This is a genomic window from Zhouia spongiae, from assembly GCF_022760175.1.
Lineage (GTDB): Bacteria > Bacteroidota > Bacteroidia > Flavobacteriales > Flavobacteriaceae > Zhouia > Zhouia spongiae.
Window position 1 is genome coordinate 1,762,176 of the sequence record NZ_CP094326.1, and the last position, 20,948, is coordinate 1,783,123.

Consider the following 20,948-nt stretch of genomic DNA (forward strand, 5'->3'; position numbering starts at 1 on the left):
TTAAGAAAATTATAACATAACAATGTTAAACCTTTCCCGTTTATTAATGTCTTTTGTAGTATCGAAGTTAATCGAACCTTGAACCAGAAGAATGAGAAAAAAGATCACCCTTATAATACTGCTTTTAGGCGGTTTTATTTATGCACAAGACTTTGTTGTAAAAGGAATTATTAAAGACGGAGGTACAAATACTGTGCTGGAAGCTGCTACCATTTATGCAGAGACATTAAAAGACAGTACTTTAATTTCATACACTATCTCTGAAAAAGACGGTTCTTTTGAACTTGAGTTGCAGACCCCGGTTACCAAAGCCAATTTATATATTTCCTATTCAGGATATGGTGTCAATAAGCGGATTATAGAACTTAATAAATCTAAAATCGAATTGGGTGAAGTACTGCTGGAACAGCATATGGAAGAACTGGAAGGCGTAAGTGTGGTAGGAGAACGTATCCCGATCCAGATAAAGAAGGATACATTAGAGTTTAATGCCGATTCTTTTAAGGCTCGTCCGGATGCTAATGTAGAAGAATTGTTGAAAAAACTACCGGGGGTAGAGGTCGATAGCGATGGAAAGATAACCGTGAACGGGAGAGATGTTAACAGGGTTTTAGTAAACGGAAAAGCCTTTTTCGGGGATGATCCCAAAATAGCCACTAAAAATTTGCCGAAGGAGATTATCGATAAAATACAGATCACAGATACAAAATCTGAAACCGAAGAATTTACCGGTAAGGAATCTAATTCCGAAGAAAAAACAATCAACATAACCATAAAAGAAGATAAAAATAAGGGACACTTCGGTAGAATGACTGCCGGATACGGAACCGATGACCGCTACCAGTTGAACGGAATGCTGAATATGTTTAAAGGAGAAGAACGCGTAAGTATTCTTGCAGGTAAAAATAATATCAACAGTGCCGGATTTTCCATGGATGAAATTTTTGATATGGTAGGGAACTCAGGCAGAAGAAGCGTATCTGTTGGAGGGAATGGAGGTTTTAGTGTCAATGGGCTTAGTTTTGGGTTTGGACAGGGAATAACGACCTCGACCAGTATAGGAGGGAATTATGCAAATGAGTTTAATGATAAAACAGAACTGACCGCCGATTATTTTTATGGGGGAAGCAGCTCCTTTAACGATACGAAAACTTCAAGAGAAAATATACTTCCTGACAGGCGGTATTTTACGGAAAGTACCTCCAGCTTTGACGGTGATACTGATTCTCACAGAGCCAATGCGCGTTTTGAGTTCGAACTTGACTCTACTTTAAAGATAACCCTTGCACCCAGATTTAACCTGGCTAAGAGCCTTTCCTCTAATGTCAGAAGTGAAATGGCAACAGACGAGAATGGCGACCTGATCAATGAAAGTGAGTCTGCCAATGTAAGCGAAAATGAGCAACAGGGTTTTAGTAATAACCTGAGCATAATTAAAAGATTCGGAAGTAATGGCAGATTCCTGAGAGTAGGGTTCAATAATAATAATAATGTGTCTGAAGGAATCTCTAATCTGAATACCTTAAGAGAAGTATATGGTAATAATCCTTCCGAAGAAGAGGTAGATCAGCAGACCTCCACGAATAACCGGTCAGATGCCTATGGAGCCCAGGTGGAGTTCAGGCAACCCATAGTCGAAAACCTTTTTGCAGATATCGAATACAACTATGACTGGCAACTTCAGAAGAATCATAGAATAGTAAACGATTACGATGATGTAACCGGCGGGTATACAGATTTTAACCAGGACCTTAGCTCTGACTTTATATTCAAAAATATAAGGCAAAGATCTTCCTTCGGACTTAATTATGAGGGTGAATCATTGAGTGTAGGGGTAAATGCCAATTGGCAGAATACACAAATGAATAATGACGATTATTTACAAAATACGCAATTCGATAAAGATTTTAATAACTTTTATTTTACAAGCAGGGTTCGTTGGAGATTAAGCAGAAACAAGCGTATTCGGTTCGATTACAGGTCGAATGTCGATGTTCCGTCCATTTCTCAGCTTCAGCCGATCGAGAACATATCGAATCCTACCAATATCATTACCGGTAATCCCGATCTCGATGCCTCTTTAAGTCACAGGATTTCATTTAATTATAATAACTTCGATTGGAGGAGCAGAAGCGGGATGTTTATCTATGGATCCATGAATTTTCAGAATGATAGAATAACCCGTTTAACCGTAACTGATGAGAATTTCATCAGAAGAACGACATACACCAATGTCGATGGTAATTATTCGGCGAATTTGGGAGCATCATACGGAAAGCAGATTAAAAAAGATACTGTCTATACTCTTGGTTGGCGCCTGAGATTAAATGGCGGATATAATAATGAAATCAGTTTTAGCAATGGGGTTAAGTTTACTTCTAAAAACTTTAGTTTCACTCCACGGTTAACATTTGATTTCAATTACAAAGAACTTATAGATATAGAACCTGGTTATGCTATAGCATTTAACAATACGTCATATACACTGGACAACTTAAATGAAGTTAAGTTTATAACCCACAATGCCGAATTAAGGACATCTACTTACTGGCCCAAGAATATTATATGGGGCAATGACATTGTATATAGTTATAATGGGAATGTCAGTGATGGCTTTGATAAAAGTTCCGTTTTCTGGAATATGAGTTTGGGAGTGCAGATGTTTAAAGAAAAAGGAACCCTGAAGCTATTGGCTTACGACTTGCTCGATCAGAATATTAATACAAGGCGGACAGTGGCAGAAGATTATATACAGGATAGCCAGAGTACCGTATTGCAACGCTATTTTATGCTGAGTTTTACCTGGAAGTTTGATAAGTTCGGAGGGAAGCGGCCACCGTCGCATGGAGGCATGCGATTTAGAAGGTTTTAATGCTTAATGATATCTGTAGAAGCCGGTAATTTTAATTGCCGGCTTTTTTATAGTCGGCATTTTACAAAAAAAGATGTAACTTTTATAGGCAGTAAATTACCTCGGGGGCAAGCCCACGAGAGGGCAAGCGTAAAGAAAAGGTCTGGTAGCCCTTTTTAGCGATGGGGCCAGCTGGTGCATGGCAAAACATTTCGACGCAAGCCCTGTGAAATTCCTTTTGGAATATTTCACAAGGACAAGCGTCGGAGCATTTAAATCTCGATGATCGGGTAAATAAAAGTAAAATGAAAGCAGAAAATCTGAAAAGCATACAAGCCCCGCTGAAACAAAAATACCGGGAAGAACCGGAGTCGGCTGTCATTACTTTAAAAGCTAACGGGTTACTGGGTAACAGTATCTCATGTAAGGTTGAAACAGGAAAGCTGATAGTGGAGGCAGGTCTTCATCCGGCCACCGGAGGAGACGGAACCCTTGCCTGTTCGGGCGATTTGCTCCTGGAGGCTTTGGTGGCCTGTGCAGGGGTAACTCTGAATGCTGTGGCGACTTCAATGGGATTACGTATTGCAGGTGGAAAGGTGACCGCTGAAGGCGATCTTGATTTGAAAGGAACCTTGGGAATATCAAAAGATACACCTGTAGGATTCAGGGAAATACGTTTGTATTTCGAGGTTGAAAGCCATGAAAGTGCCGAAAGCCTTGAAAAGCTCCGGGAGCTTACGGAAAGGTATTGTGTGGTGTACCAAACAATTGTTTCTGCCACCCGGGTTAAAACTTATCTTGAATAATCTGTAGGCATAAGCCTTATTCAACAATATCCATATGTTTCAATAAGAACGAAGCATTCATGTTCTGACAGATACCTTCCTTTAATTCGTAGCTGAAATAGAGCTCGTCACCTTCAATGACAGCATCAAAGTAGTAGTTCTTTACTACATCCAGTTCATTAGCAACCTCGCATAAGCTAAGGTCGTGCGTTGCGATAATTCCTGTAGCATTACTTTTTACCAGGCGTTCTACCAGTTTACGCGATCCAATGGCTTTATCGGAACTGTTCGTGCCTTTCAGAATCTCATCAAGGATGATAAAGTATTGATCCGTTTTAATGGCATCTACAATAAATTTTAAGCGCTGTAGTTCCGAAAAAAAGTAAGAAGCGCCGTCACTTAGTGAGTCGGATGTGCGCATGCTGGTAATGAGTTTCATAGGTGTGTACTCATATGAGGAAGCACATACAGGCAACCCGCAATTGGCCATCACAATGCTTAAAGAAACGGTTCTGAGGAAAGTGCTTTTTCCCGCCATATTGGCTCCTGTTATGATAAAGAACTCCTGATGATCGATAACGAAATTATTGTCGGTTCTGTTACCCGGGTCTAACAACGGATGCCCTAAACCGGTAGCATTGACCCCGGTATTCTTTTTTGGGACAGGAAAACAGTATAAAGGATGGTTAAATGCAAAATTCGATAAAGAATTCTGAGCATCTATATAGGCAACTGTATCGAACCATTGCCCGACATCGTGCTTATGCGTAATGATCCACGCTTCAATGGTGTTGGCATGCCTGAGATCCCATAAAAAGAATCCGTTTGCCAGAACCCCGAAAAGCATATTGTTTCGCTGGTCTAACGAATCGATGGCTTTTGATAGTTTTTTCAGGATGTCTGATGCCTTTTCTTTTCCGGAAGTCAGTGTTTGTTGCTTTTCTTTTAACATCTCGGATGAAAATGTGGCCTCCTCGATCATTTTCAGCAATTGGTGATACTGCTGAAAAGCTTCTTTGGTCTTAGATGCACGATCAGAAAGAATATTCGTTTTTTTAAAATACTTTCCGGTAATGATTAAAGCGGTTAAAAACCAATACACAACATACGATTCAGGAATAATATTTAGAAAAGCCAGCGCTATAATGCCTGTTGAGATCACAGAAAACCCAAATGCTATTTTTTTTGTGTGTTTCGGAGTGTAAGTTTTATACGCTTTAATCCAGTTAGTAATTTGTGCGGTACTGGTATCGGATTCAATAATAGAAGCGATGGCCGAATACTGTTGTCTCCATTCCGGTTGCCGGCTTAATTCTTTAACGACTTCTTGTTTCTTTATGGTATGGGCAGGGTCGTTATTTAATAAATTGCCTGCCAGTTCTCTTTTTCCTTCCCCGGTAGATGTCCGGTTTAAATATTGGAAAAAAGACCCTTTGCCGAACAAGTCGATATCGTAGCTGTAGAAATGACTCGCTTCTGAAAATTCGTCGCCCCTGTCCAGATCGTTAAACTGCCGGTTTAAAACCCTTAATTCGGTTTCGTTAATACCGAGCAGCTTTTTGGTTTTTTTCTTCAGATATTGTAAACGGGAATAATACGATACTAAACCAAGGAAAACACCTATGCCTGTGATCGCTGTAAGCAAGGTAATCTTCCAATGACTATGAAAAAAATAAACTCCGGACCCGAAGGCCAAAAAGACCAGTAAGCGAAGCATACTGAACAGGAATAACTTTTTGTTAATTGCTTTCAGGGCATCCTTGTGAACGGTTAGTTGCTCTCTGTAAAAAGATTCAGGCATAACATATGATTCAATTAATAGCTTACAAAAGAAACCAATTATCGACTGGTTTGCTTATAAGGAAAAGTTAAAAGGATCGATTATAGGCAGCTTACCAGCTACCGCTGGCACCGCCGCCACCGAAGCCTCCGCCACCGAAGCCTCCGCCGCCAAAGCCCCCGCCAAAACCGCCACCGCTTCCAAAGCCACCACCGGAAGAGCCTCCGAAGCCGCCCCGGCCCATATTACTCAGGATGATCATATCCCAGATGTCAAGTCCACGGTTTCGGCCGCCGGATCCGCCACCACCATCCCGGTTCTTTTTAGACAAGGCAGCGATAATGATAAAAAAGATAAAGACCATAAATATGATCGCCCCGGCAGGGATTTTATTTGAGTCTGGTTTTCGGCTTCCTTTGTATTCACCGGACAATACCTGGAAAATAACATCCGCTCCCCTGTTTAATCCGGTATAATAATCACCTTTTTTAAACTCAGGGATAATAACGTTGGTGATGATTCGTTTAGTCATGGCATCGGTAAGTAAGTGTTCGACGCCATAACCGGACTGGATAGCAATCTGTCGGTCGTCTTTGGCCAACAGTATAAAAACACCATTGTCTTCTTTCTCCTGTCCGATTCCCCATTCATGTCCCCATTGTGCAGCAAGATAATTGATGTTTTCTCCTTCGGTAGAAGAAATTACGGCTACTACAATTTGAGTAGATGTGGTGTCGGAATAACGGATGAGCTTATTCTCCAACGCCGATTTTTCAGAGGCTGATAACAGGTTTACATAATCGTATACACTGGTTTGGTCAGCAGGTGTTTCAGGAATCCGGAATTGGGCAGGTGAGACATGAAATATCAAAAGTCCTGCGAGCAGGCATAAGTAAGTTCTAACCGTATTTAAATGCACTTTTTTATCCTTTTGATATTTCATTTGATAATTCATCTGTGTCATCGTGATGCCAGGGGAAGTGAGCCTGAAGTTCTTTCCCGGCTTTTAAAATTCCTTCAACTAAACCCTTTTTAAATTGTTTCTGCCTGAAAAAGTCCTGCATGATATCCTTGGTGCTATTCCAAAAATTTTCAGGAACACTGTCATTAATGCCCTTGTCGCCGCAGATAGTAAAAGTATGATCGTTTACAGCGATATAGATAAGAACTCCGTTAGCTTCCTTGGTATTATCCATCTTAAGCCAGTGAAATACTTCTTTGGCACGTTCAAAAGCCGGTTTGTTTTGTGAGGTACTTTCTATATGTACCCGGATCTCACCCGAAGTTTGCATTTCGGCAGTACGGATCGCATCTACAATTTCCTGTTCGTCTTCAGGCGATAAAAAATCTTCAACTACAGACATCGGTACCCTTTAAAAATCAAAGTTAACATCAGGGGCTTTTTCTGCTCCGGCTTCTGCGGCGAAACGTCCCATTTCATCAAAACCAAACATCCCGGCAAGCAAACTGTTCGGGAATATTTTAATGTGTTTGTTGTATGTGTTTACAGATTCGTTAAAACGGTCTCTCGCAACATTAATCCTGTTTTCTGTGCCTTCTAATTGAGCTTGGAGTTCCAGGAAGTTCTGATTGGCTTTAAGTTCCGGATAACGTTCTACGGTCACTAATAAGCGGGACAAAGCAGATGATAGGCCGCTCTGCGCCTGATTGAAAGCCTCCAGTTGTTGAGGTGTAATATTGGTCGGGTCGATGTTCGTTGAAGTAGCCTTGGCTCTTGCCTCGATAACATCGGTTAAGGTAGATTTTTCAAAATCGGCCGCACCCTGAACAGTTTTAACAAGGTTACCGATAAGATCGTTTCTTCTTTGGTAAGTACTTTCGACGTCTGCCCATGCAGTTTTTGCATTTTCTTCGTATGTTACAGCTGTATTATTAATGCCGACAGCCCATCGGTATAACCCGAATGCTACAACAACGATTATAATTACAGGAATTAACCACTTTTTCATTTCTGTTTAGTTTTTAAGATTGTTTCGCTTGTTAATAGGTATATAAAGTTATGATTTCGTTACATCCCGGCAAACGGATTCGACTAAAAATTTGTAGGCTATAGTCTTATTATAACTGTTCTTTAATTTTAATAAGTTCAGTTTTTATACCCTCCAATTTACGAATAATCTCAAAATTTGAAAGGGTTTCCATCTTTTCTTCCTTGAGGTGAGTTTTGGCGCCTTCCAGGGTGAAGCCACGTTCTTTAACCAAATGATATATAAGCTGAAGGTTTTTGATGTCTTCTTTTGTAAATTTCCTGTTGCCCTTGGCATTTTTCTTAGGTTTGATGACCTCAAATTCCTTTTCCCAAAAGCGGATAAGAGAGGTGTTTACATCAAAAGCCCTGGCTACTTCGCCTATACTGTAATACAATTTGTCAGGAAGGTCTATATGCATTAATCTAACGATTGGTTTTCTATAGTAGCAGCTTTTAACATAGCGTCAAATTCGTCCGCAGTTAAACTTCCGTAATAGAAGTTAAGCGGATTGATACGTTCGTCGTCTTTAAAAACCTCATAATGGAGGTGGGGTGCCTGCGATCTGCCGGTGCTTCCTACAAACCCTATGATATCGCCCCTTTTTACTTTTTGTCCCTTTCTGACATTGTACTTGCTCAGGTGTGCATAAAGGCTGACATACCCGTAGCCATGATCCAGACGGATGTGTTCTCCATATCCCGAAGACCGGTTGTCGGCTCTGGTAACGGTACCGTCACCTGTGGCGTAAACCGGAGTTCCTCTCGGCGCGGTAAAGTCCATTCCGTAATGGAACTTCCGTGCTTTGGTAAATGGATCTGACCGCCATCCGTAACCGGAAGCAATTCGGGTTAGATCTTCATTTTTAACGGGCTGTATGGCCGGTATGGCCAGGAGCAAATCTTCTTTTTCCTTGGCTAACTCGGTGATTTCATCTAATGACTTGGATTGTACGACCAATCTTTTCTGAAGAACCTCCAGTCGTTTTGTAGTATTGACGATAAGGTCAGAATTGTCAAAACCTTCTAAATGCTTATATCGGTTTACACCACCAAATCCGGCTTGCCTCTGTTCTTCGGGGATAGGGTTTGCCTCAAAATAGATCCGGTAAATATTATTGTCGCGTTCTTCTACATTAGCAAGTACATTCTCAATATGCGTAAGCTTGTTGTTTAATATCTGGTAATTCAGTTCAGCGTTTTTCAATTCCCGTTCAAGAGAAAGTACCCTGGGGGTTTTTACATTGGGAATATAACTTGTGGCAATAAAGAATAAAAAACCAGATAATATCATTCCGGTAATGAATATGGCCACCAACCCCAGCTTTTTACCTTTCTTAGGTTCAATTCTTCTGTATGAAAGTGTTTCGTGATCGTAATAATATTTTACCTTCGACATTAGTTTAAATATTCTATTTTTGCACTCTAAATGAGAGCGATTGGAATTTAGCTAACGAACAAATATAAAAATTGTTTCGCAGTTGCTCCAATTTTTAGAAAAAGTTAAGAGTTTTATGATGCAATCTCAAGAAATAAGAAAGCAGTTTTTATCGTTTTTTGAAAATAAAAAACATACGATAGTCCCTTCGGCACCGATGGTTATCAAAGACGATCCTACGTTGATGTTTACCAATGCGGGAATGAATCAGTTTAAAGAATTCTTCCTGGGGAACAAGAAACCTAAAAATACCAGGCTTACAGATACACAAAAGTGTTTAAGGGTAAGCGGTAAGCACAATGACCTGGAAGAAGTGGGTAAAGATACATACCACCATACCATGTTTGAAATGCTGGGTAACTGGAGTTTCGGGGATTATTTTAAAAAGGAAGCGATTCAATGGGCCTGGGAACTTTTAACCGAAGTATATAAAATCGATAAGGAGATCTTGTATGTCACGGTATTTGAGGGTGACGATAAAGAAGGGCTCGGGAAAGATATCGAAGCCTATGATATCTGGAAGCAATACATCAGCGAGGACAGAATCCTTAACGGAAATAAAAAAGACAACTTTTGGGAGATGGGAGAACAGGGGCCTTGCGGACCTTGTTCGGAAATACATGTAGATATCCGTTCGGCTGAAGAAAAAGCAAAAGTTTCCGGTAAGGAATTGGTAAATCAGGATCATCCGGAAGTCATTGAGGTGTGGAACCTTGTATTTATGCAGTTTAACCGTAAAGCAGATAGCTCTCTCGAAGAACTGCCTGCACAGCATGTCGATACCGGGATGGGTTTTGAAAGACTTTGCATGGTCTTGCAAGGTAAAAAGAGTAATTACGATACAGATGTATTTACTCCGATCATCAGAGAAATTGAAACTATTACCAATTCAAAGTATGGGAAGGATGAGAATACAGATATCGCTATTCGTGTTATAGCAGACCATTTAAGAGCAGTGTCATTTGCAATAGCTGATGGACAGTTGCCGGGTAATACTGGAGCCGGATATGTGATCCGGCGAATATTAAGGAGGGCTATCCGTTACGGATTTACCTTCCTTAACGAGAAAGATCCGTTTATATATAAGCTGGTCGATACTTTGGAGAATCAAATGCATGATACGTTCCCGGAGTTACGATCTCAGAAAGGAATCATCGAAAACGTCATAAAAGAAGAGGAGCATTCTTTCCTCAGAACATTAGATCAGGGATTGCAATTACTCGATAATGTTATAAGCAACAGTAAAAGCAAGATTATTTCGGGTAAGAAGGCGTTCGAACTATACGATACCTATGGTTTCCCTATCGACCTTACCGCACTTATTTTAAGTGAAAAGGGATATGACCTGGATACTGAAGGTTTTGAGAACGAATTACAGAAGCAAAAAGAGCGGTCCAGAAAGGCAACTAAAATAGAAACAGGCGATTGGCATGTGCTGATTGAAGACGACGAAGAGGAGTTTGTGGGGTATGATATGCTACATACCAAAGTCAAGATCACGCGATACAGAAAGATCACTTCAAAAAAAGAAGGCGAAATGTATCAATTGATTTTCAATCTTACACCATTTTATCCGGAAGGAGGCGGACAAGTAGGCGATAAAGGGTACCTGGAGGCTCCTAATGGTGATGTTACATATATTCTGGATACGAAGAAAGAAAATAGCCTGATCGTCCATTTTGTTAAAAATCTGCCGGATAATCTCGAAGCTGTTTTTGAAGCTGTGGTCGATACGGATTCCCGTAGGAATACTGCGGCTAACCACTCTGCAACACATCTATTGCATCAGGGGCTACGATCGGTGCTGGGAACGCATGTAGAGCAAAAAGGATCTATGGTCAGTGAAGACTATCTGCGATTCGATTTCTCTCATTTTACAAAGGTCAGTGCCGAAGAACTAAAGCAGGTAGAGGAATTTGTGAATGCCCGTATCAGAGAACAATTGCCATTGGAGGAAAACAGGAATATACCATACCAGCAGGCAATAAATGAAGGGGCAGTAGCTTTGTTTGGCGAAAAATATGGCGATACCGTACGTACTATTAAGTTTGGTGAAAGTATGGAACTTTGCGGAGGTACTCATGTTAAGAATACAGGAGATATATGGCATTTTGTGATTACTTATGAAAGTGCCGTAGCGGCCGGGGTAAGAAGGATTGAAGCTATTTCGGCCGATGGCGCCAAACAGTATTTCGAAAATCAAAGCGAGGCTTATGATAAAGTACTGGAGGTTTTAAAAACGAAAAACGATCCGGTTAAGGTCATTACATCCTTACAGGAGGAAAATGCCGCACTGAAAAAAGAAATCGAATCACTACAGAAAGCCAAGGCCAAAGGACTTAAAAAAGAGCTTCGAAACGGATTGGAAGAAGTAAACGGAGTAAAGTTTACGGCGCAAAAGATCGACTTGGACCAGGGAGCCTTAAAAGATATGGTATTTGAACTGGGGAATGAGTTTAAGAACCTTTTTGTTTTATTTGCTTCGGAAAATAACGGAAAAGCATTGCTTACGTGTTATATATCCAAGGAATTGGTGGCAGAAAAAGATCTGAATGCCGGTAAAGTGGTTCGGGAACTCGGGAAGTATATTCAGGGAGGCGGAGGAGGACAACCGTTCTTTGCTACAGCAGGTGGAAAAAATCCTGCGGGTATTCCAGAGGCATTGGAAAAAGTAAAATCATATATTTTGTAATTTAGTATTCCCGCTTCGGCGGGAATTTTTATTATTATGCTGTTACAGACTCACATACCGCTTTATCCTGAAAAAAATCAGATCAGTTACGATAAACGGATCTTGATGCTGGGATCCTGTTTTGTTGAAAATATAGGTGAAAAGCTGAAGTACTTTAAATTTTCTGTCCAGGTAAATCCGTTTGGTATTTTATTTCATCCTAAGGCAATCCTGAATCTTCTCGAAAGGGCAGAGCAAAAAAGGTCATATACTGAAAATGATATTTTCTTCTTAAATGAAAGATGGCATTCTTATGAGGCGCACTCCGATTTAAGCGGTTTGTCAAAGCAAGAGGTATTAGAGGGGCTGAATAAAGCGTTACAGCTTACTTTAAGCAGCTTGAGTTGTGCAGATTTCATAGTGATAACGAGTGGTACGGCCTGGGCTTACCAGTTAAAGAATGCAGAAAGGGTAGTGGCTAATTGTCATAAAGTCCCCCAAAACGAATTTGATAAGGTCTTGTGGCCGGTAGAGCAATTGGAAGATTGTTATAAGAAGATCCTGAAACTCATAAAACGAATAAATCCAAACGTCCGGATAGTCTTTACGGTTTCTCCTGTACGACATTTAAAAGATGGTTTTGTAGAAAACCAGCAAAGCAAGGCGCATTTAATGACGGCAACTCATTTGACAATTTCTGCTGCGGAGCAGTCTTTTTATTTTCCTGCGTATGAGATTATGATGGATGAACTGCGCGACTATAGGTTTTATACCGACGATATGGTGCATCCAAACGCTATGGCTGTAAGTTATATATGGGAAAAATTTAAAAAAGTATGGGTTGATCCCAAATCATATCAGTTAATGGATGAAATAGATAAAATTCAGAAAGGGTTGAATCATAAACCATTCAATCCCGATTCTGGGCAGCATCGAAGTTTTAGAAGGAAGCTCCAGCACAGGATAGACCGGATTAAAGAACAATACCCTGAGATGGTTTTTTGATAAAGGTGTTTTCTTTCAGGAAAAACAGGGTTTTTATTCCTTTGATGATTAAATTTATAGGAAAATTGATCCTTATGAAAAAAATTGTGTTTCTCCTGAGTTTATTGTTCGTATGTACATTAACAGCGCAATCTGTAAAGCTGGCTGAACTCGATAGCCTTTTTGATCATTATGAGCAGCACCAGGCTTTTTTTGGGAATGTATTGATAAAGGACCATGGAGAGGTTCTTTACAATCGATCGGTAGGATATCAGAACTTAGAAAATAACAAGAAAAATACACTTAATACGTTATTCTTAATAGGTTCTATAACCAAAACATATACAGCCACTCTTATTTTACAATTAGCAGAAGAGAATAAGTTAAACCTGTCTGATAAGCTGGCCAAGTATTATCCGGGTATCCCCAATGCAGATAAAATAGATGTAGAAATGCTTCTGAGGCATCGATCCGGTTTGTTTAACTACACGAATGAGGAAGGGTTTATCGAAAATGTAAGTCAACCGGTTTCTAAAGAAGCTTTTTTAACTAAAGTTAAAGGGTACGAAACCGTTTTTGAACCTGATGCCCGGTACGAGTATAGCAATACCAATTATATGCTGTTAGGGTACATTATAGAAGACGCTTCGGGGAATAGTTATAAAAAGCAGTTGGAGGAGGGAATCCTGAGAAAACTGCAATTAAAAAACACGTATCTGGGAAGGCCTGTGGATAATAGGTATTTTGCCAAATCCTATCTCCGTAAAGGTGATAAGTGGGAGCCTACAATGCCTGAATGGAATACTGACTGGGCATGGTCGGCAGGGGCTTTGGCTGCTACACTTGAAGATTTAGCAGTGTTTTATGAAGCTCTTTTCTCAGGGAAGTTAATAACTCAGGAAAGTTTAGAAAAAATGCTCGACATAAAGGAAGGATATGGTTTGGGAATAGCGAGTTTTCCTTTTAACGATAAGAAGTTATACGGGCATACAGGAGGAATAGAAAGTTATAGATCTACAGTTGGGTACAACAGGGAAGATGGACTTTTGTTAGTTCAGTTCGTCAACGCGACGAATTATTTTAATCCTAATGACATATCAGTACAATTGCTCAATGCAGTGTATGGAAAGCCATTGGAGTTCGCTGATTTTTCAAGAACTCCGGTAGAAGTTGCTGAAACTGTCTTAAAAACGTATGAAGGAATATATGGTAATCCGGAATTCCCGCTGGATATAAAAGTGTTTGTAAAAGACAGGGAGTTATACGGACAGGCTACAGGGCAGGGTGCTTTTCCGCTTACGCCGTATTCCGATACCGAATATGAGTTTAAACAGGCGGGAATCAAGATGTCGTTCTATAAAAAAAACGGAAAGCAACTGTTCCTTTTTAAACAAGGGAATTTAAAATATGATTTTATCAGGCAAGAGGATAACTGATGCTTTTTACTTGATAAATTTCAGACCTTCCAGGTTTTCAAAACCTGGAAGGTCTCTTATTCAAAAAGACTTTATGATTCAAGGTTTATTCTTCCGTTTTTACACGGCCAGGTTCCCTGTTTTCAGAACCTTTGATGCCTGTTAGGTTATCGCCTAATTCTTCTCTTTTTTTATCTGCTAAAGCAGTGATTTTCTTTACAATATCGGGGTGTTTATCTGCTACGTTTATCGATTCTATAGAATCATTAGCCAGATGATACAACTCGATCTCTTCCATGTCTACAAATCTATATGCTCCCGGAAGACCATCTTTGCCAGGTTCTTGTCCCTCCATAGTACGATATCTGTGAGGGAAGTATAATTTCCAGTCTTTGTAACGAACACCAAAGAGTTCGTTCACCCGGTAATAAAAATAAAAGGCTTCATGCGGCGTTTCCGTAGTTTCACCGGTTAGTACGTCCCATACATTTTTTCCGTCGATTTCCTTTTCAGGCAGGCTGCTGTTTGTAACCGATGCTACTGTTGGAAGTATATCGATGGCCATTACAGGAGTGCTGATAGTTTTATTGGCCGGTAATTTACCCGGATACCAGGCGATAAAAGGTTCTCTCTGGCCTCCTTCCCAGGCTGTGCCCTTTCCTTCCCTAAACGGATCTGCAGACCCGGCATGATTGCCGTAAGCAAGCCATGGTCCGTTATCAGAGGTGAAAATTACAAGGGTATTTTTATCGAGTTTGTTTTTCTTCAGCGTTTCAATAATCTGGCCCACACTCCAGTCGATCTCCATAATAACGTCCCCGTAAAGTCCGCGTTCAGATTTACCTTTAAATTTATCAGAAACAAAAAGAGGTACGTGCGGCTGCGGGTGGGCTACATATAAAAAGAAAGGCTTGTCCTTGTTTTTGTCTATAAAAGAAACTGCTCTTTCGGTAATTTGGGTTGTAAGTTGAGACTGGTCGGTAAGCGTGTCGATTACTTTTTCATTTTCATAAAGCGGGAGCGGCCCGAAATTAAATACAGGCCCCTGCTGAGGGTGTAATGGCCACATGTCGTTCGAATAAGGAATTCCGAAGTAGTCGTCAAAACCTTGTTTGTTTGGCATAAAATCAGGGTGGTCTCCCAAATGCCATTTTCCATATATGGCGGTGGCGTACCCTTGTTGTTTTAACATGTCGGCAATAGTTGTTTCATCAGGGTTAAGTCCTGTTTGTGCATCAGGCATAAAGGCGTTATGAATGCCGATCCTGTTTGGGTAACATCCGGTCAGAAGCCCGGCCCTTGATGCGGAACAAACAGCCTGAGCTGAATAGAAACTGGTAAGTTTTACCCCTTCCAAAGCCATTTGGTCAAGGTGGGGAGTTTTAATGCCAGGGGCTCCGAAACAACCTACATCCTCATATCCCTGATCGTCTGTAAATACAATTACAATATTGGGCTGCCTGTTTGCTGCTGATACTTCTTCTGTCTTTTCTTGTTTTTCATTTTTACATGAGAAAAGGAATATGGAACATAGAATTCCAAAAGAGACTTTTTTAATCATGAAATTAGGTTTAACGCCCTAAATTTAATGAATTAATTCTGAATTGATCAAAGAAATCCCGCCGTCTATAAGGTGGCCTACTTCAGGTCGGGTTTGCTTAACAATTTCCAGGTGGTCTAAAATCTCCTGAGCAAAATCATCGTCGTGATTGTTTGCCGCCAGTTCATAAAGTTCTATGGGAAGCAGCCAGTCACTTGGATGATGGGCTACGATTTGCTCGAAAACTTTATGTCGGGAGATGGTTCTGTTTTTTCCGTCTCTGTAATCCCTGACCTGTTGGTATAGTTTTTCGAGTTCGATGCGGCTGGCCGACTTTTTTGGTTTGATGGTTTGTTCTGATGGAACATGGGTGATAAGGTCGAAACTATTTACATCGGCGGGTCCCGAAAAAGCAGAAACTACCTCTTTTCCGATCGCCATATCATAGATTCCCCACTCTGGCTTGAACAATATTTCATCATCGTAAGTAACAGTACAGTCCTTTAAGCTGATAAGGATGATTTTTCCTTGCAGGTTGCGTTTTCCGGTAATGATTTCGCCTTCCACCTTTATATGGCCTTCAAAATCAAAAACAACCCGTTGTCCTTCATAAATATTGTATGCTTTTAAGTCGCGGGGGCTCATATCTTCAATCGCCAGGTTGATGCCTTTTAGCTTCCCGATGGGGCTGCCGAACCCTTCGGTGTGGTATGTGGTTCCGTGTCCGACCAATTCTTTCTCTCTGTATGCCAGTGCCGTTTTTCCTGTTGTTTGAACATAAACCGGTTTGCCTTCATGTGCAATGACCTTACTGAATACACCGGATATTTGAATACCGGTACTGAGTTCGGTAGTTCCGAGTGCTTTAGAGTAGATAAGCTTGTTGAGCCCGTCTAGGCCCCCTCTTCTTAAGGCCATTTTGTTGGCAAATTCTTCAAGGACAAGACTCAGATGAGCAAAATCAGGGGTAACATACAGTTGAGGTTGAGGTTTGGTGATGTCAAATCCCTGATAGGCAGCTTCGATGGTATATGGAAGTTTTTTTACCTGATCGGTCATACACCACGCGCTTTCTCCGATGGAGGAAAGCAGTCCTGCTCCGTATATTTTGGGGTTGTCGGGTTCTCCGATTAAACCATATTCAACGGTCCACCAGTGTAAGTTTCTGATAAGTGCCATTTCACTTGGTTCGCCCATGTTTTCCTGGAGGAAATCAATGTGTTTTTCTGCTTTTTCTATCGCTTCTTCAGGGGTGCCTTCAGCTTCTTTTATTATTGAAAGATGTCTGATAGCTTCGTACATTTCGTAGTCTTTGGCACTTGATATGGCCTTGGCACCAATCTCACCAAACCGACGGAGGTATTCAGCATATTCGGGGTTGGCAATAATAGGAGCATGTCCGGCACCTTCGTGAATGATATCAGGAGCCGGTGTGTATTCTATATGTTCCAGCTGACGGATATCAGAAGCAATGACGAGAACATTATACGCCTGGAACTCCATAAACGCATTAGGGGGGATGAATCCGTCTACCGCAACAGCCGCCCAGCCAATTTCCTTTAATATCCGGTTCATGCCATACATGCTCGGAATATGATCGATGGAAATTCCTGTTTGTTTTAACCCGTCTATATACGATTCGTGGGCAACCTTACTCAGGTAATCTACATTTTTACGCATTACATACCTCCAGACGGCCTGGTTAACAGGTGAATAGTCATCGTAATGCTGAGGCTTGATAAACTGTTTTAGGTGCCCGGGAAGCCTGTCTAGTAAAGGATTGCTGGTGTATGCGGTATCCATAATACGTTTTTAGTGTTTGTGTTGTTGTAAAGTTACAAAACCTAACCGAAACACAATCTTAAATTACAGATAACAGAAGAAGATAAAAGAGGGCGTCCAAAAAGTATTTCAACCCCTCCATAATTTGCGTATTTGAGAATAGTTCTCCGATACCTACCCGAATAAAAAAGAGGGTGTCTTGACTTTTTAGACACCCTCTTGTAATTAGTTTTTCATGGCACCCGGAGGGTATTGAGACATGATCTCTGTTACGAATTCATTAATCCTGATGACTTTTTTGTCAATGTCTCCGGAGGTAATCAGGTTTCCGGTTCCCTTCCCTTGCCATATGAGTTCTTTTTCTTCAGCATCAATAATATCGATGTAAAGAGAGCCTTCAGTGGTGGTAGATACATTGCTGTATCCCATTCCCCAATATGGTCCCCAGTAAGGACCCCAGCCCCAGCCTGCGTTGTTGTATACGTTTACCCTGTCGCGTTCTTTGGTAAAGATACTTACAAGTACATCCGGGCTTTCAGAGAGTGCATAGCCTTTAGCGATCATTTCTCTTTCTACAGCTCTAAGGATCCGTTTTTTATCTAAATCTGAAATTTCAGCTTTATCCACACCTGGTTTATAAAAAGCAAATGTTTTATATGCGTCGAAATTTGCTTGTTTATCATAATCGGCTGCAACCCTTATAGAAGAGCAGGATGTAGCAAATAATACAATGAAGGCTACCAATGACAATAATTTAACTGTTCTCATAACAATTAGCTTTTTAATTTTTGGTGGCCAGCTACAACTATTTGCTTCCGCAGCAGATCACCGGGTTAAACATTTTTTAACAGATCATCGTCTACTTCGTTAGGAAGGGTCACTTTTAGGTTCGGTTCTGCTTCCATAGCTCTTTTGATAGCAAAAACGGCACCTTCATTCCGAGCCCAGCTTCGTCTGGAGATTCCGTTGTTGACATCCCAGAAAAGCATCGATTTAAGACGTCTGTCTGCATCATTACTACCATCAAGAACCATACCAAATCCACCATTAATCACTTCTCCCCATCCAACGCCACCTCCGTTGTGGATACTTACCCAGGTAGCGCCCCTGAAGCTGTCGCCGATTACATTGTGAATGGCCATATCTGCCGTAAAACGGGAGCCGTCGTAAATGTTGGAGGTTTCTCTGTATGGAGAATCTGTACCGCTTACATCGTGATGATCTCTACCTAAAATTACAAAACCAATTTCATTTTCAGAAATTGCTTTGTTAAAAGCTTCTGCTATTTTCATCCTTCCTTCTGCATCGGCATAGAGGATTCTCGCCTGAGACCCGACCACCAGTTTGTTTTCCTGGGCACCTTTGATCCATTGTATATTATCGGCCATTTGCTGGCGAATCTCTTCCGGAGAGTTCGTCATGATTTCTTCTAAAACATTACAGGCTATCTCGTCGGTCTTTTTTAAATCTTCCGGATCACCACTTGCACAAACCCATCTGAACGGTCCGAAACCATAGTCAAAACACATAGGTCCCATAATATCCTGTACATAACTCGGGTATTTAAATTCACGATTGGTTCTGATAGTTTCTTCCGGACTGTTCATAATAGCGGCCCCGGCTCTTGAAGCCTCTAATAAGAAGGCATTGCCATAATCGAAGAAATAGGTGCCTTTTGCAGTATGTTTATTGATGGCATCCGCCTGTTTTCTAAGCGATTCCTGAACCGCTTTTCTAAATGCTTCCGGATTGTTTGCCATAAGTTCGTTTGCTTCATCGAAAGTCAATCCTGCCGGATAGTAACCACCCGCCCACGGATTGTGTAAAGAGGTCTGGTCTGATCCCAGATCGATATGGATATTTTCTTCGTCGAATTTTTCCCAGACATCTACGATGTTACCCTGGTATGCAATGGATACGGTTTCTTTATTTTCTTTTGCTTTTCTGACCCTGCCGGTTAATGCATCCAGATCGGTAATAACTTCATCAACCCACCCCTGCGAATGACGGGTGTGTGTTGCTTTCGGGTTTACTTCGGCGCAGACAGTGATACAACCTGCGATGTTCCCGGCTTTTGGCTGGGCACCACTCATCCCTCCGAGGCCGGAAGTGACAAATAAATGCCCTTTGGGCTCTTTGCCAATTTTTCTAAATCCGTTAAGAACTGTGATAGTGGTTCCGTGAACAATACCTTGCGGACCGATATACATATAGCTTCCTGCTGTCATTTGTCCGTATTGAGTAACACCTAATGCATTGAATTTTTCCCAGTCATCCGGCTTAGAATAATTAGGGATCATCATCCCGTTGGTAACAACCACTCTCGGAGCATCCTTATGAGAAGGGAACAAGCCCATCGGATGGCCACTGTACATAACCAGGGTTTGCTCGTCGTTCATCTCGGCCAGGTATTTCATGGTAAGCCTGTATTGAGCCCAGTTTTGGAAAACAGCTCCATTACCACCATAGGTAATAAGTTCATGAGGATGCTGGGCCACCGCATAATCGAGGTTGTTCTGAATCATCAGCATAATGGCGGCAGCTTGTTTGCTCTTCGCAGGATAGTCATCGATTGAGCGTGCTTTCATTTCGTAATCAGGACGCAATCTGTACATGTATATACGACCATATTTCTCTAACTCCTCCTTAAACTCCGGAATTAAAGTTGCATGATCTTTGGCATCAAAATATCTCAAGGCATTTTTCAGGGCAAGCTTTTTCTCCTGCTCATTTAATATCTCCTTGCGCTTAGGAGCATGGTTAATTTCAGTTTCGTATATTTTAGGCTGAGGCAGCTCCGCAGGAATACCTTCTGATATCTGTTCTTTAAATGTCATGTGTGTAATTTTACAATTAAATTAATACTTATTTAGCCGGAAGTCCGGGGTAGGAAGTGGAAATAACCTCTTCACCCGAATACTGAATTCATCTGGCTGGCTTCTGATGTCTGACTTCGTGCTGTATAAAGCTATGGATAACGGATATCAGCCCTGTGGTAGGAATACGCAGTGGTGGTTTTGTATTTCATGAGGGTGTTATCCAAAGTAGTATTAGTTTTTTTGTGAATTCGTCTTTTTGTTATAACCATACGGACAGTGCCTGCAACCGCTTTCGCAGCAATACCCGCGCTTTAAATGATATTTCTCGGTAAAAACCCTATATCCTTGTGGCGACAGGTAATAATCTCCTTCCTCTAAAGGGATGTTCTTCTTCATGGGGCAAATATCGAAAAAAGTTATTTTGTGGATAACTCTTTAAAATTTATTTAATATAGTTCGTTAAATATTGTTCCGTATATACTTAACTTTACAAATATAACAGAATTAAATCTCTTTTGAGATTAGCAATATATGATCTTGGTATTTAAACATATATTTCCTAAGCCGTATGTGGGCTTAACCCTGTGGCCGGTTATTTTTATAAAGGATAACGATTTAAGACAGGATGAAATACTTATCAATCATGAAAAAATTCATCTGAAACAACAACTGGAACTTCTGATCATCCCTTTTTACATAATCTATTTAATTGAATGGGTAATAGGGATTCTAAAGTACAGAAGTACCTACACGGCATATAAAAATGTGAGTTTCGAACGCGAAGCTTATGCAAACGAACACGACCCGGATTATCTGAAGATCAGAAATCCCTGGAGTTTTACCCGTTACTATACTTCACGGACTTCAAAACGATAACCTCTCCCGTTGTGGGGTGG

The 20,948-nt window shown here is 40.9% G+C and carries 17 protein-coding genes; 6 read left to right on the top strand and 11 right to left on the bottom strand.

What is annotated here, in order from left to right; translation table 11 throughout:
• Positions 1 to 91: 91 nt before the first annotated feature.
• Positions 92 to 2,872: an outer membrane beta-barrel protein gene (locus MQE36_RS07645; protein ID WP_242938573.1), complete on the top strand. Its 2,781-nt coding sequence runs from the start codon at positions 92 to 94 to the stop codon at positions 2,870 to 2,872.
• Positions 2,873 to 3,156: 284 nt separating this feature from the next.
• Positions 3,157 to 3,657 carry an OsmC family protein gene (locus tag MQE36_RS07650; protein ID WP_242938574.1) on the top strand — a complete coding sequence of 167 codons (501 nt, stop codon included), beginning with the start codon at positions 3,157 to 3,159 and terminating at the stop codon, positions 3,655 to 3,657.
• Between the two features lie 16 nt (positions 3,658 to 3,673).
• Here MQE36_RS07650 and MQE36_RS07655 read toward each other — a convergent pair whose 3' ends face one another.
• From MQE36_RS07655 to MQE36_RS07680, 6 genes are all read right to left on the bottom strand, one after another.
• Positions 3,674 to 5,437: a MutS-related protein gene (locus MQE36_RS07655; RefSeq protein ID WP_242938575.1), complete on the bottom strand. Its 1,764-nt coding sequence runs from the start codon at positions 5,435 to 5,437 to the stop codon at positions 3,674 to 3,676.
• A 91-nt stretch (positions 5,438 to 5,528) separates the two neighbouring features.
• Positions 5,529 to 6,359: a TPM domain-containing protein gene (locus MQE36_RS07660; RefSeq protein ID WP_242938576.1), complete on the bottom strand. Its 831-nt coding sequence runs from the start codon at positions 6,357 to 6,359 to the stop codon at positions 5,529 to 5,531.
• On the bottom strand, positions 6,340 to 6,780 hold the full coding sequence (locus MQE36_RS07665) for a TPM domain-containing protein (RefSeq protein WP_242938577.1): 441 nt from the start codon (positions 6,778 to 6,780) through the stop codon (positions 6,340 to 6,342). Before MQE36_RS07665 ends, MQE36_RS07660 begins: the two co-directional genes overlap by 20 nt.
• 9 nt (positions 6,781 to 6,789) lie before the next feature.
• Positions 6,790 to 7,386 (bottom strand): LemA family protein, encoded by a 597-nt coding sequence (locus tag MQE36_RS07670; protein ID WP_242938578.1) that lies wholly within the window; start codon positions 7,384 to 7,386, stop codon positions 6,790 to 6,792.
• Positions 7,387 to 7,495: 109 nt separating this feature from the next.
• Positions 7,496 to 7,825: a MerR family transcriptional regulator gene (locus tag MQE36_RS07675; protein WP_242938579.1), complete on the bottom strand. Its 330-nt coding sequence runs from the start codon at positions 7,823 to 7,825 to the stop codon at positions 7,496 to 7,498.
• On the bottom strand, positions 7,825 to 8,802 hold the full coding sequence (locus MQE36_RS07680) for a M23 family metallopeptidase (RefSeq protein ID WP_242938580.1): 978 nt from the start codon (positions 8,800 to 8,802) through the stop codon (positions 7,825 to 7,827). The genes MQE36_RS07675 and MQE36_RS07680 overlap by 1 nt, the downstream gene beginning before the upstream one ends.
• 118 nt (positions 8,803 to 8,920) lie before the next feature.
• Here MQE36_RS07680 and alaS point away from each other — a divergent pair, with 118 nt between their 5' ends.
• The 3 genes from alaS to MQE36_RS07695 all read left to right on the top strand — a co-directional run bounded on the left by alaS (position 8,921) and on the right by MQE36_RS07695 (position 13,932).
• Positions 8,921 to 11,533 carry an alanine--tRNA ligase gene (gene alaS, locus MQE36_RS07685; RefSeq protein ID WP_242938828.1) on the top strand — a complete coding sequence of 871 codons (2,613 nt, stop codon included), beginning with the start codon at positions 8,921 to 8,923 and terminating at the stop codon, positions 11,531 to 11,533.
• Positions 11,534 to 11,569: 36 nt separating this feature from the next.
• On the top strand, positions 11,570 to 12,517 hold the full coding sequence (locus MQE36_RS07690; protein ID WP_242938581.1) for a GSCFA domain-containing protein: 948 nt from the start codon (positions 11,570 to 11,572) through the stop codon (positions 12,515 to 12,517).
• Positions 12,518 to 12,591: 74 nt separating this feature from the next.
• Positions 12,592 to 13,932, top strand: coding sequence for a serine hydrolase domain-containing protein (locus MQE36_RS07695; RefSeq protein ID WP_242938582.1), 1,341 nt, complete (start codon positions 12,592 to 12,594; stop codon positions 13,930 to 13,932).
• Positions 13,933 to 14,017: 85 nt separating this feature from the next.
• Here the strand turns inward: MQE36_RS07695 and MQE36_RS07700 are convergent, their stop codons facing one another.
• The 5 genes from MQE36_RS07700 to MQE36_RS07720 all read right to left on the bottom strand — a co-directional run bounded on the left by MQE36_RS07700 (position 14,018) and on the right by MQE36_RS07720 (position 20,448).
• On the bottom strand, positions 14,018 to 15,472 hold the full coding sequence (locus MQE36_RS07700; protein ID WP_242938583.1) for a sulfatase family protein: 1,455 nt from the start codon (positions 15,470 to 15,472) through the stop codon (positions 14,018 to 14,020).
• A gap of 24 nt (positions 15,473 to 15,496) precedes the next feature.
• Positions 15,497 to 17,254 carry an aromatic amino acid hydroxylase gene (locus MQE36_RS07705; RefSeq protein WP_242938584.1) on the bottom strand — a complete coding sequence of 586 codons (1,758 nt, stop codon included), beginning with the start codon at positions 17,252 to 17,254 and terminating at the stop codon, positions 15,497 to 15,499.
• A 204-nt stretch (positions 17,255 to 17,458) separates the two neighbouring features.
• Positions 17,459 to 18,001, bottom strand: coding sequence for a DUF4136 domain-containing protein (locus tag MQE36_RS07710; protein WP_242938585.1), 543 nt, complete (start codon positions 17,999 to 18,001; stop codon positions 17,459 to 17,461).
• Between the two features lie 65 nt (positions 18,002 to 18,066).
• Positions 18,067 to 20,070, bottom strand: coding sequence for a urocanate hydratase (locus tag MQE36_RS07715; protein ID WP_242938586.1), 2,004 nt, complete (start codon positions 20,068 to 20,070; stop codon positions 18,067 to 18,069).
• A gap of 213 nt (positions 20,071 to 20,283) precedes the next feature.
• Positions 20,284 to 20,448, bottom strand: coding sequence for a C1orf53 family protein (locus MQE36_RS07720; RefSeq protein ID WP_242938587.1), 165 nt, complete (start codon positions 20,446 to 20,448; stop codon positions 20,284 to 20,286).
• Positions 20,449 to 20,583: 135 nt separating this feature from the next.
• Between MQE36_RS07720 and MQE36_RS07725 the strand changes: the two genes are divergently transcribed.
• Entirely contained in the window at positions 20,584 to 20,928 is a 345-nt protein-coding gene (locus MQE36_RS07725; RefSeq protein WP_242938588.1) for a hypothetical protein, read from the top strand.
• Positions 20,929 to 20,948: the final 20 nt, after the last annotated feature.

Bases quoted from the DNA above. Each gene is read 5' to 3' on its own strand.
- alaS (WP_242938828.1), top strand. From the start codon at position 8,921: ATGCAATCTCAAGAAATAAGAAAGCAGTTTTTATCGTTTTTTGAAAAT.
- MQE36_RS07700 (WP_242938583.1), bottom strand. From the start codon at position 15,472: ATGATTAAAAAAGTCTCTTTTGGAATTCTATGTTCCATATTCCTTTTC.
- MQE36_RS07645 (WP_242938573.1), top strand. From the start codon at position 92: ATGAGAAAAAAGATCACCCTTATAATACTGCTTTTAGGCGGTTTTATT.
- MQE36_RS07650 (WP_242938574.1), top strand. From the start codon at position 3,157: ATGAAAGCAGAAAATCTGAAAAGCATACAAGCCCCGCTGAAACAAAAA.
- MQE36_RS07695 (WP_242938582.1), top strand. From the start codon at position 12,592: ATGAAAAAAATTGTGTTTCTCCTGAGTTTATTGTTCGTATGTACATTA.
- MQE36_RS07675 (WP_242938579.1), bottom strand. From the start codon at position 7,825: ATGCATATAGACCTTCCTGACAAATTGTATTACAGTATAGGCGAAGTA.
- MQE36_RS07715 (WP_242938586.1), bottom strand. From the start codon at position 20,070: ATGACATTTAAAGAACAGATATCAGAAGGTATTCCTGCGGAGCTGCCT.
- MQE36_RS07705 (WP_242938584.1), bottom strand. From the start codon at position 17,254: ATGGATACCGCATACACCAGCAATCCTTTACTAGACAGGCTTCCCGGG.
- MQE36_RS07725 (WP_242938588.1), top strand. From the start codon at position 20,584: ATGATCTTGGTATTTAAACATATATTTCCTAAGCCGTATGTGGGCTTA.
- MQE36_RS07655 (WP_242938575.1), bottom strand. From the start codon at position 5,437: ATGCCTGAATCTTTTTACAGAGAGCAACTAACCGTTCACAAGGATGCC.
- MQE36_RS07660 (WP_242938576.1), bottom strand. From the start codon at position 6,359: ATGAAATATCAAAAGGATAAAAAAGTGCATTTAAATACGGTTAGAACT.
- MQE36_RS07710 (WP_242938585.1), bottom strand. From the start codon at position 18,001: ATGAGAACAGTTAAATTATTGTCATTGGTAGCCTTCATTGTATTATTT.
- MQE36_RS07680 (WP_242938580.1), bottom strand. From the start codon at position 8,802: ATGTCGAAGGTAAAATATTATTACGATCACGAAACACTTTCATACAGA.
- MQE36_RS07720 (WP_242938587.1), bottom strand. From the start codon at position 20,448: ATGAAGAAGAACATCCCTTTAGAGGAAGGAGATTATTACCTGTCGCCA.
- MQE36_RS07690 (WP_242938581.1), top strand. From the start codon at position 11,570: ATGCTGTTACAGACTCACATACCGCTTTATCCTGAAAAAAATCAGATC.
- MQE36_RS07670 (WP_242938578.1), bottom strand. From the start codon at position 7,386: ATGAAAAAGTGGTTAATTCCTGTAATTATAATCGTTGTTGTAGCATTC.
- MQE36_RS07665 (WP_242938577.1), bottom strand. From the start codon at position 6,780: ATGTCTGTAGTTGAAGATTTTTTATCGCCTGAAGACGAACAGGAAATT.